Origin of the sequence: Mameliella sp. MMSF_3455 (assembly GCF_030733205.1) — a bacterium.
Lineage (GTDB): Bacteria > Pseudomonadota > Alphaproteobacteria > Rhodobacterales > Rhodobacteraceae > Antarctobacter.
Genome location: NZ_JASHJL010000002.1, coordinates 22,136 through 34,920 on the forward strand (window position 1 = coordinate 22,136; position 12,785 = coordinate 34,920).

The 12,785-nt window shown below is 63.7% G+C and carries 12 protein-coding genes; 5 read left to right on the top strand and 7 right to left on the bottom strand.

Translation table 11 applies throughout. From position 1 onward, the window contains the following. Window positions 1-18: 18 nt before the first annotated feature. Complete coding sequence (locus tag RBB42_RS01305) at window positions 19-453, bottom strand: universal stress protein (protein ID WP_305967990.1); 435 nt, start codon at window positions 451-453, stop codon at window positions 19-21. Window positions 454-707: 254 nt separating this feature from the next. Between RBB42_RS01305 and RBB42_RS01310 the strand changes: the two genes are divergently transcribed. Together RBB42_RS01310 and RBB42_RS01315 are read left to right on the top strand one after the other, a co-directional pair. Beyond that, window positions 708-2,399 (top strand): bifunctional protein tyrosine phosphatase family protein/NAD(P)/FAD-dependent oxidoreductase, encoded by a 1,692-nt coding sequence (locus tag RBB42_RS01310; protein ID WP_371931721.1) that lies wholly within the window; start codon window positions 708-710, stop codon window positions 2,397-2,399. A 164-nt stretch (window positions 2,400-2,563) separates the two neighbouring features. Continuing rightward, window positions 2,564-4,330 (top strand): SulP family inorganic anion transporter, encoded by a 1,767-nt coding sequence (locus RBB42_RS01315; protein ID WP_305967989.1) that lies wholly within the window; start codon window positions 2,564-2,566, stop codon window positions 4,328-4,330. On the opposite strand, the gene RBB42_RS01320 is transcribed toward RBB42_RS01315, so the two are convergent. Further along, window positions 4,304-5,038: a metallophosphoesterase family protein gene (locus tag RBB42_RS01320; RefSeq protein ID WP_305967988.1), complete on the bottom strand. Its 735-nt coding sequence runs from the start codon at window positions 5,036-5,038 to the stop codon at window positions 4,304-4,306. The genes RBB42_RS01315 and RBB42_RS01320 overlap by 27 nt on opposite strands. Before the next feature lie 107 nt (window positions 5,039-5,145). On the opposite strand from RBB42_RS01320, the gene RBB42_RS01325 reads away from it, so the two are divergent. Next, window positions 5,146-5,601: a GFA family protein gene (locus tag RBB42_RS01325; protein ID WP_305967987.1), complete on the top strand. Its 456-nt coding sequence runs from the start codon at window positions 5,146-5,148 to the stop codon at window positions 5,599-5,601. A gap of 68 nt (window positions 5,602-5,669) precedes the next feature. Here the strand turns inward: RBB42_RS01325 and serA are convergent, their stop codons facing one another. The 4 genes from serA to paaI form a co-directional block, all read right to left on the bottom strand. Then, window positions 5,670-7,268 (bottom strand): phosphoglycerate dehydrogenase, encoded by a 1,599-nt coding sequence (gene serA, locus RBB42_RS01330; protein ID WP_305967986.1) that lies wholly within the window; start codon window positions 7,266-7,268, stop codon window positions 5,670-5,672. 106 nt (window positions 7,269-7,374) lie between these two features. After that, entirely contained in the window at window positions 7,375-8,529 is a 1,155-nt protein-coding gene (locus RBB42_RS01335) for a phosphoserine transaminase (protein ID WP_305967985.1), read from the bottom strand. Between the two features lie 263 nt (window positions 8,530-8,792). Further along, on the bottom strand, window positions 8,793-10,097 hold the full coding sequence (gene paaK / locus RBB42_RS01340) for a phenylacetate--CoA ligase PaaK (protein WP_305967984.1): 1,305 nt from the start codon (window positions 10,095-10,097) through the stop codon (window positions 8,793-8,795). A 27-nt stretch (window positions 10,098-10,124) separates the two neighbouring features. Next, window positions 10,125-10,577, bottom strand: coding sequence for a hydroxyphenylacetyl-CoA thioesterase PaaI (gene paaI, locus RBB42_RS01345; protein WP_305967983.1), 453 nt, complete (start codon window positions 10,575-10,577; stop codon window positions 10,125-10,127). Between the two features lie 114 nt (window positions 10,578-10,691). Between paaI and RBB42_RS01350 the strand changes: the two genes are divergently transcribed. Both RBB42_RS01350 and RBB42_RS01355 read left to right on the top strand, forming a co-directional pair. Continuing rightward, window positions 10,692-11,033 carry a DUF2794 domain-containing protein gene (locus RBB42_RS01350; RefSeq protein WP_219510148.1) on the top strand — a complete coding sequence of 114 codons (342 nt, stop codon included), beginning with the start codon at window positions 10,692-10,694 and terminating at the stop codon, window positions 11,031-11,033. Window positions 11,034-11,261: 228 nt separating this feature from the next. Further along, window positions 11,262-11,720, top strand: coding sequence for a YybH family protein (locus RBB42_RS01355; protein WP_305967982.1), 459 nt, complete (start codon window positions 11,262-11,264; stop codon window positions 11,718-11,720). A 20-nt stretch (window positions 11,721-11,740) separates the two neighbouring features. Here RBB42_RS01355 and speB read toward each other — a convergent pair whose 3' ends face one another. After that, entirely contained in the window at window positions 11,741-12,700 is a 960-nt protein-coding gene (gene speB, locus RBB42_RS01360; RefSeq protein ID WP_305967981.1) for an agmatinase, read from the bottom strand. Window positions 12,701-12,785: the final 85 nt, after the last annotated feature.

Consider the following 12,785-nt stretch of genomic DNA (forward strand, 5'->3'; position numbering starts at 1 on the left):
GTCCTGTTCTACGGCGCTTCAAGGGACGATGGTGCAGGGCACCGGGGCGGTCTGGACCAGCGATCCGGCGACGGAACCAAAGACCCGGCTGCCAAAACGGGAATGCCCGTTGCGACCGATGAAGATCTGCGCCGCCTCCATTTTCTCGGCAATCTCGCACAGCGTGTCGGCGATATGGCCATAGCGCAGAACCGTCTCGACCGGCACGCCCTTGCCCTCGACCGCGGTCTTGGCGGGGGTGATGATCGATTTTTCGGCCCGGTTCAGTTCTTCCTTGCGGCGCATGTGGCGCTCTTCCAACTCGGTCGGGGTCAGGAAGGAATAGGGCGACCATTCCAGCACATGGGCGATCACAACCATCGCCCCCTGCGCCGTGGCGCGTTCCATCGCGAAGTCCAGCGCACGCCGCGCCGCCTCGCTGCCGTCATATCCGACGACAAACTTATCGTTCATCTTGAGTGTCCCTGTTCCGTTTATTCGCCTTATGGCTGAGTAGAGAGTAACAACGGTGTGACAGGGGATTTTCCCGAAAATATGCCAATCGCATGCCGGTTCGACCGAATTTACCAATTTTTCGTGCCTTGGGAGAAGCATCTCCCGGTTTTTATGCGGTATGGGGCCGGTTTTCTGCCCTCGGCCTGCGACCGTTTCGCTCATTAAACATTCTGATAAATGAATGTATAAATTTGCATGACCCGATTCCCCGCATGCAGGAGGTGCAAGCCTTGGAATTCCGCAAGATCACCGACGACATCACCGTCTCTCCCCAGATCGCCGCAGTTCACCTGCAAGAGATCGCCGATGCGGGCTATCGCGCCATCATCTGCAACCGCCCGGATGGCGAGGGTGCCGATCAACCGACCTTTGACGAAATCGCCGACGCGGCAAAGGCCAAGGGGCTGGAGGCTCGCTATCAGCCCGTGACCTCGGGCAAGGTTCGGGACGCGGACGCCAAGGCCTTTGGCCAGTTGCTGCGCGAGTTGCCCGGCCCGGTCTTTGCCTACTGCCGAACTGGCACGCGGTCAGCGACGCTCTGGTCGCTGAGCCAGGCGAATACGCTGGCCCCCGCGACGATCCTCGCCGCCACCAAGGGTGCCAGCTATGACATGGCAGGTGTCGTGCGGCGCATCGTGAACGGGGGCAAGACCCCCACGGACACGGGCGGCGCCAAGTTCGATGTCGTCATCGTGGGCGGCGGCGCGGCCGGGATCGCCGTGGCCTCCAGCCTCAAGGCGCGCAAGCCGGGTCTCGACATCGCCATCCTGGACCCGGCCGATGTGCACTACTACCAGCCCGGCTGGACGATGGTTGGCGGCGGCGTCTTCGAGGCCGCGACCACGGCCCGCACGATGGGCAGCCTGATCCCTCAGGGCGTCCACTGGATCAAGTCCGCCGTTGCCGCGTTTGAGCCGGAAAACAACGCCGTGGTGCTCGATGGCTGCCGCGTTGTGAAATATGATAGGCTGATCGTCTGTCCGGGACTAAAGCTGGACTGGCACGGGGTAGAGGGGCTGGTGGACACGCTGGGCAAGAACGGCGTGACCTCAAACTACCGCTATGACCTGGCGCCCTACACCTGGGAACTTGTCAGCAAGATGCGAGAAGGGCGTGCGCTCTTCACCCAACCGCCGATGCCGATCAAATGCGCCGGTGCGCCGCAAAAGGCGATGTATCTTTCCGGCGACCACTGGTTCCGGACCGGGCGGCTGAAGGACATCGACATCCAGTTCATGAACGCGGGCGGAGTGCTGTTTGGGGTCAAGGACTATGTTCCGGCGCTGATGGATTACGTCAGGAAGTACGATGCGACGCTGAACTTCTTTCACAACCTGATCGCCGTGGACGGCCCAGCCAAGACGGCGACTTTCAAGGTGACGAAACCGGACGCAGACCCGACCGAGGTTACGGTCGCGTTCGACATGATGCATGTCTGTCCGCCACAGGTGGCACCGGATTTCATCCGCGTTTCGCCCTTGGCCGATGCAGCAGGCTGGGTCGATGTCGACCAGGCCACGTTGCGGCACAAGACCTATGACAACATCTGGTCCCTTGGTGACGTCATGAATGCCCCCAACGCCAAGACCGCCGCAGCCGCGCGGATGCAGGCGCCCGTGGTGGCCGAGAACATAGTCGCGGACACCCGCGGCCTCAGCCCGCATGCGGTCTACAATGGCTACGGCTCCTGTCCGTTGACGGTCGAGAAGGGCAAGATCGTTCTGGCCGAGTTCGGCTATGGCGGGGCGCTGCTGCCCTCCTTCCCCAAGTGGGTGATCGATGGCACCAAGCCGACGCGCGCCGCATGGTTGCTGAAGGAACAGATCCTGCCGCCGGTCTACTGGAAAGCCATGTTGCGCGGGAAAGAGTGGATGGCCAAGCCGGAAAGCATCTCGGCCGGATAAGTTCAAGGCTGCCATGGGCCGGGGCGAGACGCGACGGCCCATGGCTCGCTGCCGCACAGCTTGCTGGCGCACGCGCGCAGCCCCTTTTAAATTCTGATTTGTGAATATATATGATTTCCAGACGCGACTCGGGGGATAAACCCGACCCGAAAGCAGGATTCGCCATGAAGCTCCCACGTCAATTGACCCGCTACCTGCCCATTCTCGACTGGGCGCGGACCTATGATCGCGAAACCGCCTCTGCCGATGGACTGGCGGCGGTGATCGTGACCATCATGCTGATCCCGCAATCGCTGGCCTATGCCTTGCTCGCGGGCCTGCCTGCCGAGATGGGCCTGTACGCGTCGATCCTGCCGCTGGTGGCCTACGCCATCTTCGGCACCAGCCGCGCGCTGGCCGTCGGCCCCGTGGCGGTCGTTTCGCTGATGACCGCCGCCGCCATCGGCAACCTTGGCCTGTCCGACCCGGTGGACATCGCCTTGGCCGCCGGCACGTTGGCCTTCATCTCTGGCGTGATCCTGTCCTTGCTGGGGCTCTTTCGCCTCGGTTTCCTGGCCAATTTCCTGTCGCACCCGGTCATCGCCGGGTTCATCACCGCATCGGGTGTCCTGATTGCCGCCTCGCAGCTGAAGCACATCTTCGGCATCGACATGCACGGGCACACCCTGACCGAGTTGATGCGCACCATGTTCGCGGAACTGGGGAACACAAACGGCTATACCTTCGCCCTGGGGCTGGCGGCGCTGGCCTTCCTGTTCTGGGTCCGCAAGGGGCTGAAGCCGCTGCTACTGAAGAAGGGCGTTCCGCCAAAACTGGCCGACGTCCTGACCAAGGCCGGGCCGGTGGCTGCCGTTGTCGTCACCACGCTGGCCACCTGGGTGTTTGGCCTGTCGCATGCCGGTGTCAAAATTGTCGGAGAGATCCCGACGGGCCTGCCGCCGCTGACCGCACCCAGCTTTTCGCCCGCCCTCTGGAATGAACTCTTCATGTCCGCGCTGCTGATCTCGATCATCGGCTTCGTTGAGTCCGTATCCGTCGCGCAGACGCTGGCCGCCAAGCGTCGCCAGCGCATCTCGCCCGACCAGGAACTGATCGGCCTCGGCACCTCGAACATCGCCTCGGCGGTCTCGGGCGGGTTTCCGGTAACGGGCGGTTTCTCGCGCTCTGTGGTGAACTTCGACGCAGGCGCCGCCACGCCAGCGGCAGGCGCCTATACTGCGGTGGGCATCGCCGTTGCGACCCTGCTGCTGACGCCCCTGCTCTTCTTCCTGCCCAAGGCGACGCTGGCCGCGACGATCATCGTTGCCGTCCTCAGCCTTGTCGATTTCTCGATCCTCAAGAAGGCCTGGGACTATTCCAAGGTCGATTTTGCCGCCGTCTTTGCCACCATCGTCCTGACCCTTGGGTTCGGCGTGGAACTGGGCGTTTCAGCCGGTGTGCTGATCTCGATCGGGCTGCATCTGTACAAGACATCGCGCCCGCATGTCGCAGAGGTCGGGCTGGTGCCCCAGACCCACCATTTCCGCAATATCAAGCGCCACGAGGTCGAGACCCTGCCGCACCTCGTGACGCTGCGCGTGGACGAAAGCCTGTATTTCGCCAATGCCCGCTTCCTCGAGGACTACGTTTTGGGCCGCGTCACATGTGACGAGCCGATCGAACATGTCGTGCTGATGTTCCCGGCGGTCAACGAGGTCGACATGAGCGCGCTGGAAACGCTGGAGGAACTGAATCGGCGCCTGTCGGAAATGGGCATCCAGCTCCATCTGTCCGAGGTCAAGGGACCGGTGATGGACCGGCTGAAACGGTCGCATTTCCTGGATGAACTGACCGGCAAGGTGTTTCTGTCGCAATACGATGCCTGGCTGGCCCTGCAAGAGCCCGCACCCAAACCTGAAAAGGCGTCAGCCGCCGAGGTAGACGCGGCCTGACGCGCCTAGCGCAAAGATCACGCCGCTGTCCTCAAGGACGGCAACCCCCGGCGGGCGCCCGTAGCCCGCGCCGGTATCCAGGTTCAGCCGGTTGGGCTTCAGCTCGGGCGCATCCACCGGCGTATGCCCGTGCACGATCAGCGCCCCGTGGTCGCGCGGATCATCGTGGAACTCCTGCCGGATCCACAACAGGTCTTCCTCGTCCTGCTGATCCAGCGGCACGCCGGGTCGGATGCCCGCATGGACAAAGACCTTGCCCGCCTCGCGGTGCATCAGCTTCAGCCCCTGCAAGAAGTCCAGATGTTCCGGCGGGACGGCAGCCCGGAACTCGGCGGCAAGGTCCTTTTGCCGGATCCGCTCGGGCACGTCGACACCGTAGGAATCGGCCGTATCCAGCCCGCCGATCCGCTCATGGAACCAGTCGTAGCCCAGCAGCAGGTAAGGATCCTGGCGCGGTGCTGGCGGCGCGATGAACCATTCGAACAGCCGGTCATGGTTGCCCTTAAGGCAAACCCAGTTGCGCCCCTGGGCCAGCCCCCGGCTGAGGCGCTCGATCACCCCGCGCGAATTCGGCCCGCGGTCGACATAGTCGCCTAGGAAGATCACGCGCGCATCCGGCCCGCCGTCCTGCTCGATGCGGTCCAGCGCGGTGTCCAGCATGGCCAGCTGGCCGTGAATGTCGCCAATGGCATAAATCGTCTCACCCATGTCCGCCGCCTAGCATGTTCCCCGAGGCCGGACCAGTCGCACCGGATCTCTGGCCGGATCAGCGGGATGCGCCTAGGGTGCCGCCAGGAAACAGCCAAGGAAACGCCATGCCGATGCCTCCCCTGCCCCTCGACGGGTCCTGCCGTTGTGGCCAGGTCCACATCCGGATCACCAAGCCGCCCCTGATGACTGCCGCCTGCCATTGCCGGGGCTGCCAGAGGATGTCCTCGAGCGCGTTTTCCCTGACCGTCATGGTCCCAGCGGACGGGCTGGAAGTGACACGGGGCACGCCGGTCGAATGCGGCACCCACGGCCCCGATCAGGACCACATGGCCTGTCCGCATTGCATGAGCTGGATGTTCACCCGGATCACCGGGATCGATGCCTTCGTGAACGTCCGCCCGACGATGTTCGACGACACCGGCTGGTTTTCCCCATTCATCGAGACCATGACCAGCGCCCGGCTGCCCTGGGCCGAGACCCCGGCGCAGCACAGCTACGAGGCATGGCCGCCAATGGACCAGTTCGAAGAACTGATCGCAGAGTACCGGGCACAGGGCTGACCCAAGGAAAGAAAAACCCTCCCCCGGCGCGCGGGAGAGGGTCAGGACTGTCAGGCCTGGGGCCGGGATCAGGCCACGTCGAATTCCAGCGGCTTGATCTGGTTGAAAAGGCCGGTTTCCGCCAGTTGCGCGCGGGCTTCTGCCGGTACCTGCTCATCGACATAGAGCAGCGCGATGGCCTCTCCGCCCGCATCCTTGCGGCCAAGGGTAAAGTTCGCGATGTTCACGCCGTTCTTGCCCATCGTGTGACCCAGCGCACCGATGATGCCCGGTTCATCGTTGTTGGTGGTATAGAGCATGTGACGGCCAACCTCGGCGTCGATGTTGATGCCCTTGATCTGGATGAAGCGCGGCTTGCCGTCGCTGAACACCGTCCCTGCGATCGAGCGTTCGCGCTTTTCGGTCACGACCGTCACCTTGATGTAGCCCTCGAAAGCGCCGGACTGTTCCTGGTTGGTGGTCGAGATCTTGATGCCACGCTCACGCGCCACCATCGGCGCCGAAACCATGTTCACCTCGGGGTTCACCGATTTCATGATGCCCGCGATCAGCGAACAGTTCAGCGCCTCCAGGTTCATGGTGGCCGCTTCGCCGTCGTAGAGAATGTTGATCGCCTTGATCGCCTCGTCGGTCATCTGGCCGATGAAGCTGCCCAGGTGATCGGAAAGCTTGATCCAGGGGCCCATGACCTTGGCTTCTTCGGCGGTGACGCTGGGCATGTTCAGCGCGTTCTGCACCGCGCCGGTCAGCAGGTAGTCCGACATCTGCTCCGCCACCTGCAGGGCGACGTTTTCCTGCGCTTCGCTGGTCGAGGCGCCAAGGTGCGGCGTGCAGACGACGTTGGGCAGGTTGAACAGCGGATTTTCCTTGGCCGGTTCCTCGGCAAAGACGTCAAAGGCCGCGCCGGCCACATGGCCCGACTTGATCAGTTCTGCCAGCGCCGCCTCGTCGACCAGCCCGCCACGGGCACAGTTGATGATCCGCACGCCCTTCTTGGTCTTGGCCAGGTTTTCCTTGGACAGGATATTACGGGTCTGGTCGGTCAACGGCACGTGCAGCGTGATGAAATCGGCGCGCTTCAACAGGTCGTCGATATCTTCGACCTTTTCCACCTGCATCTTGTCGGCCTTCTCTTCCGACAGGAAGGGATCGTAGGCCACGACCTTCATCTTCAGGCCACGCGCACGGTCGCAGACGATGCCGCCGATGTTGCCCGCGCCGATCACGCCCAGGGTCTTGCCGGTCAGTTCGACCCCCATGAACTTGGACTTCTCCCACTTGCCCGCATGGGTCGAGGCGCTGGCCTCGGGGATCTGGCGGGCACAGGCGAACATCATCGCGATGGCGTGTTCGGCGGTGGTGATCATGTTGCCAAAGGGCGTGTTCATCACGATCACGCCCTTTTTCGACGCCGCTTCCTTGTCGACGTTATCGGTGCCGATCCCGGCGCGGCCCACCACTTTGAGCTTGTGGGCATGTTCCAGGATCGAAGGCGTCACCTTGGTGGCCGACCGGATGGCAAGGCCGTCATAGTCACCGATGATCTCGGCCAGCTTTTCCTTGTCCTTGCCCACGTCGGGCAGGAAATCGACATCGATGCCGCGATCACGAAAGATCTGGACGGCGGTTTCCGAGAGCTTGTCGGAGACGAGAACTTTGGGAGCCATGTGTCTGGTCCTTTTGGATGTGCGGGGAGAGGCGGGGTGACCCCCGCCCTACGCGAATTGATAGGTCTGGAGATTTGGCGGGGCGGGGAGTTTCCCGCCGCACCTGTCAAGCGGCTTGCGCTTGCGCCGCGATCTCTGCTTCGAAGGCGTGTTCCAGCCAGGGCATCAGCGCCTCGATATCCGAGGTTTCCACCGTGGCGCCACACCAGATGCGCAGGCCCGCCGGGGCATCGCGATAGGCGCCTATGTCCAGCGCCACGCCTTCGGCCTCCAGCCGCTTGGCCACGGCCTTGGCAAAGCTGGCACCGTCCTTGATGCGGTCATCGGTGAACTTCAGGCAGACGCTGGTGTTCGAGCGCGTCGCGGGATCCTCTGCCAGGTTGGCGATCCAGTCATGCGCATCGCAGAAATCCCAGATCACCTTGGCATTGGCATCCGCACGGGCCATCAGCGCCGACAGGCCGCCGATTTCACGCGCCCAGTCCAGCGCCACCAGGTAATCCTCGACCGCCAGCATCGACGGGGTATTGATCGTCGCGCCGGTAAAGATGCCGTCGATCAGCTTGCCACCCTTGGTCAGGCGAAAGATCTTGGGCAGCGGCCACGCCGGCGTATAGCTTTCCAGTCGTTCGACGGCGCGGGGCGACAGGATCAACATGCCGTGCGCGGCCTCGCCGCCCATCACCTTCTGCCAGGAGAAGGTGGTCACATCCAGCTTGTCCCACGGCAGGTCCTGCGCAAAGGCCGCCGAGGTGGCGTCGCAGATGGTCAGGCCCTGACGGTCTGCCGGGATCACATCGCCACTGGGGACACGCACGCCCGAGGTGGTGCCGTTCCAGGTAAAGACAACGTCGGTGTCATAGTCGATCGCCGCCATGTCGACGATCTCGCCATAACCGGCTTCCAGCACGTCGGCGTCGATCTTGAGCTGCTTGACCACGTCGGACACCCAGCCGGCGCCAAAGCTTTCCCAGGCCACCATCGTCGCCTTGCGCGCGCCCAGCATCGACCACATGGCCATTTCAACCGCGCCGGTGTCCGACGCGGGAACGATGCCGATCTTGTAGTCTGCCGGGATGCCCAGAAGCTCGCGCGTGCCTTCGATGGCCGCTTTCAGCTTGTCCTTGCCAACGGCGGCGCGGTGCGACCGGCCCAGGGCGGCGTCGGACAGCTTGTCGAGCGTGAATGTGGGGATCTTGGCGCAGGGGCCAGAAGAAAAACGCGGATTAGCCGGCCGCGATGCCGGTGCTTGGGGTGCCATAACTGTGCTAACCTTCCAGATAGATGCCCCTCGTTGGGGAGGGGTGTCCCACGGACGCGTCTACGGCAGGGTCAGGGACTCGGCAAGTCGGTTTTTGCACCTGTTGCGTCGGATTTCTGACCCGCAGACCGCCGTCTTGTCGCCAATCGGAAACTCGACGCCCCTGGCCAAGGACGAAAAAAGGCACCCGCAGGCGCCTTTCGAGGGACGGTGGGCGGGGCGACGTCGGGCCGCAAGGCCCGGCAAGCGTCGCCCGGCGGCCCTCAGGTCTTGGGCCGGTTGTCGACGATCCGCACCGCCTTGCCCTGGCTGCGGGCCACGCCGCCGGGCTCTGCCACCTGGACCTTGACGGTGACGCCGACCACCTGCTTGACCTTGGCCGCCAGTTCGCGCGCCGCCTCGGCCCCGCTTTCGACGGAATGCGGCCAGGGTTCTACGACAACCTTCATGACGTCCTTGTGGTCGACCCGGTCCAGTTCCAGCTGGAAATGCGGCGCCAGCGCCTTGACCGTCATCAGCTGTTCCTCGATCTGGGTCGGGAAGACGTTGACGCCGCGCAGGATGATCATGTCATCCGACCGCCCTGTCACCTTTTCCATCCGCCGCATCGAGCGCGCCGTGCCGGGCAACAGGCGCGTCAGGTCGCGCGTCCGGTAGCGGATCACCGGAAAGGCCTCCTTGGTCAACGAGGTAAAGACCAGCTCGCCCAGCTCGCCGTCCGGCAGCACCTCGCCCGTCTCCGGGTCGATGATCTCTGGGTAAAAATGATCCTCCCAGATGTGCAGTCCGTCCTTGGTCTCGACGCATTCATTCGCCACGCCCGGCCCCATGACCTCGGACAGGCCATAGATGTCCACGGCATGCATGTCGAAAGCCTCTTCGATCTCCAGTCGCATGGCGTTGGTCCAGGGCTCGGCGCCAAAGATCCCCACCTTCAGCGGCGACTTGCGCGGGTCGCGGCCCTGCGCTGCGTATTCGTCGATGATCGACAGCGCGTATGAGGGCGTGACGGTGATCCCCGTGGCTTGGAAATCCTCGATCAGGCGCACCTGGCGCTGGGTCATGCCGCCGGAAATCGGCACGGTGGACAGGCCCAGCTTGTCGGCGCCCAAGTGAATGCCCAGGCCACCGGTGAACAGACCATAGCCATAGGCGTTGTGCAGCACGTCGCCGGGTTTCAGCCCTGCCGCCCGCAGGCTGCGCGCGACCACCGTCCCCCAGGCATCCAGGTCACTTTCCGTGTAGCCCACCACCGTCGGCTGGCCCGTGGTGCCGGACGAGGCGTGGATGCGCCGCACCTGCTCACGCGGGACCGCGAACATGCCGAAGGGATAGTTGTCGCGCAGATCGGTCTTCACGGTGAAAGGAAACTTGGCAAGGTCCGCCAGCGAGGTCAGGTCATCCGGATGCACGCCCGCCGCGTCAAAGCTTTGCTTGTAGAACGGCACGTTGTCGTAGGCATGGCGCAGCGACCACTTCATCCGCTGCAACTGCAGGGCGGCAATCTCATCGCGCGAGGCGATCTCGATCGGGTCAAGGCTGTCCTTGGACGGGGTGAGGTCTTCCATCTGGTCTCCTCCGGCAGTGCTGGCGCGTCAGGCGCGATCTTCCTGGATCAATTCGTCTTCGGGGAAATGCTGGCCCTTCACGGTGCGCGACAGGCCACGCATCAGGGCCACCTTGCGGCCGTCGCCGCCGGTCACGGTCACGTCATAGACGCCCGATCGGCCCGCCAATGCCTGCTCCGCGGCCGTGGCGGTCAACCGTTCGCCCAACTGGCCGGGGGCCAAAAAGGTGATCTGGTTTTCCTGCGCGACGGTCAGGGTGTTGTAGCTGTTGCAGGCATAGGCAAAGGCCGTATCGGCCAGGGTAAAGATGATCCCGCCGTGACAGATGCGGTGGCCGTTCAGATGCGCCGGCTGCACCTCCATCGAGAGCACGGCCCGACCGGGACCCACCGCCTCGATCTGCATCTTCATTTCCTGCGCCGCGGTATCCTTGGCATACATGGCCTCGGCCGCACGCTCGGCACGTTGCTGCGGTGTCATCTCGCTCCTCCCTCGGTGGCGCGACACTGCCCAAAACCGACCAGTCGGTCAAGTAATTTCTGAGCCTCCATCCACCCCCTTGATTTATTGGACGAAGGGCGCAACTCTGAGGGCATGAACAGCTTGACGCCCTTCCCCGGCCAGGGGTCCGCGCATGAGGTGGTCGCCTTTCAGCGGGCCGAGCTCAACGTCATCCTATCGCTCTATGGACGCATGGTCGCCGCCGGTGAATGGCGCGACTACGGGATTTCCAGCCTGCGCGAGGTGGCCGTCTTCTCGGTCTTTCGCCGCACCGCCGAACACCCGCTCTACCGGATCGAGAAACGCCCGAAACTGCGCAACAAACAGGGTGAATACGCGGTCTACGGGATGGAGGGCCAGGTCCTGAAACGCGGCCACGATCTCAAGACCGTGCTGCGCGTGCTGGAGCGCAAGCTGATCCGCCCGGTCGACTGATACGGCTGAATTCCAATTCCAGAGCCGAGATCGGACGCGCGCAGGACCATAAAATGTGGGTGCGTTTGTCGTCGCGGTGATTATCCGAGGTTTTCGCGTTCTCCTGCATCACGATACGGCTCCACGGGCCGAGCGCAGGACACAACCCCAAATTCATGGTATGGTAGGCTATTGCCAGTGCCGCCCGCCAGACGGGTCCGTTTCATAACATTTTTTTGGGAGGCTTAAATGAGACCTATTTCCTTGTTGGCCCTGATCGTGGCCGGACTGCCGTTCCAGGCATTCGCAGCATCCCACATGTCGCTACAGGCCACAATCGATGCCCGCGCCGACGCGCTGGAAGCGGCCATTGATGCCGGAGACGGGACCGCCGCCGCCGCACTCTATACCGAGGACGCCCTGCTGCTGCCCAACGACATGGATCGGGTCGAGACCCGCGCCGGAGCCGAGGCGCTCTGGACCGGTCTCATCGACGCCGGGGTCACCAACCTCCGGCTGACCAGCGTCGCGGTCGAAGAACTCACCGACGACATTGCGATGGAAGACGGTGTCTGGACCGCCAAGGCCCCAGACGGAAACGGCGGCATGATCGACATCGGCGGCAAGTACGTCGTGGTCTGGAAAAAGAGCGACGACGGCGAATGGTATCTTCACTGGGATATCTGGAACGACAGCCCGATGGAATGACGCCCGAACTGCCCTGACGGTCAGTTGCGTCCTGCAGCCATCACACAAAGCAGTTCGAACATGATCGACACGCCCAGGAAGGCGGTTCCGCCGGCCTGATCGAAGGGCGGAGAGACCTCGACCAGGTCGGCGCCAACGATGTCCAGCCCTTCCAGTTCGCGACAGACCTGCAGCGCCTGGTAGCTGTTCGGCCCGCCCACCTCCGGTGTGCCGGTGCCGGGCGCAAATGTCGGATCGACAAAGTCGATATCATAGCTGACGTAACACGGCGCGCTACCCACGGTGGCCCGCGCCTCTTCCATGACCTCGGCGACGCCCCGGGCAAAGAACTCCTCGATCGGGACGATGCGGATGCCGTTGGCGGCGGCGAAATCCCGATCCTCGGTGTCGTACATCGTGCCCCGGATGCCGATCTGGATCACCCGTTTCGGGTCCAGCAACCCCTCTTCGACCGCGCGGCGGAAGGGCGTTCCGTGCGTGTACATCGTGCCACCGAAATAGCTGTGGAACAGATCCGTGTGGCTGTCGAAATGCACCATGCCCAGCGGCCCGTCCTTGGCCAGCGCGCGCAGGACCGGCAGCGAGGTCAGGTGATCGCCGCCCGCCGTTAGAGGCCGGATGCCTGCCTGCCGCAGCTGCGCATAAAAAGCCGTGATCCGCGCCATGCTGTCGGGGATATCCGCCGGGTTCGGCCCGACATCGCCAAGATCGGCGCAATTGGCCACCTCGAACGGGCGCATCCCGTTCGCCGCGTGCTGGGCGCGGATCATGGTCGAGGCATCGCGCAACTGGCGCGGGCCGTGACGCGGACCGGGGCGGTTGGTGGTGCCGCTGTCCCAGGGCACGCCGACAAGGCCGATCTGAACGTCCTTAAACCTTGGATGGTCCGGCGTCAGGTGGGGCAGGCGCATGAAGGTGGGAACACCGGCAAAACGCGGCAGGTCGAAACCGGAGACGGGGTGAAAGAACGGGTCGGACATTGCAGGCTCCAGTCGTTGCGGCGGCGACGGGCCAGCCCCTCGCCCTCCACGGGGTATTGTTCACCGAGAAGAAGACAGGAGGCGG

Coding starts and splice junctions, on each gene's coding strand:
- RBB42_RS01325 (WP_305967987.1), top strand. CDS start 5,146: ATGCCGATGCCTCCCCTGCCCCTCGACGGGTCCTGCCGTTGTGGCCAG.
- paaK (WP_305967984.1), bottom strand. CDS start 10,097: ATGGAAGACCTCACCCCGTCCAAGGACAGCCTTGACCCGATCGAGATC.
- RBB42_RS01310 (WP_371931721.1), top strand. CDS start 708: ATGCAGGAGGTGCAAGCCTTGGAATTCCGCAAGATCACCGACGACATC.
- RBB42_RS01350 (WP_219510148.1), top strand. CDS start 10,692: ATGAACAGCTTGACGCCCTTCCCCGGCCAGGGGTCCGCGCATGAGGTG.
- RBB42_RS01305 (WP_305967990.1), bottom strand. CDS start 453: ATGAACGATAAGTTTGTCGTCGGATATGACGGCAGCGAGGCGGCGCGG.
- paaI (WP_305967983.1), bottom strand. CDS start 10,577: ATGACACCGCAGCAACGTGCCGAGCGTGCGGCCGAGGCCATGTATGCC.
- RBB42_RS01335 (WP_305967985.1), bottom strand. CDS start 8,529: ATGGCACCCCAAGCACCGGCATCGCGGCCGGCTAATCCGCGTTTTTCT.
- RBB42_RS01315 (WP_305967989.1), top strand. CDS start 2,564: ATGAAGCTCCCACGTCAATTGACCCGCTACCTGCCCATTCTCGACTGG.
- serA (WP_305967986.1), bottom strand. CDS start 7,268: ATGGCTCCCAAAGTTCTCGTCTCCGACAAGCTCTCGGAAACCGCCGTC.
- RBB42_RS01320 (WP_305967988.1), bottom strand. CDS start 5,038: ATGGGTGAGACGATTTATGCCATTGGCGACATTCACGGCCAGCTGGCC.
- speB (WP_305967981.1), bottom strand. CDS start 12,700: ATGTCCGACCCGTTCTTTCACCCCGTCTCCGGTTTCGACCTGCCGCGT.
- RBB42_RS01355 (WP_305967982.1), top strand. CDS start 11,262: ATGAGACCTATTTCCTTGTTGGCCCTGATCGTGGCCGGACTGCCGTTC.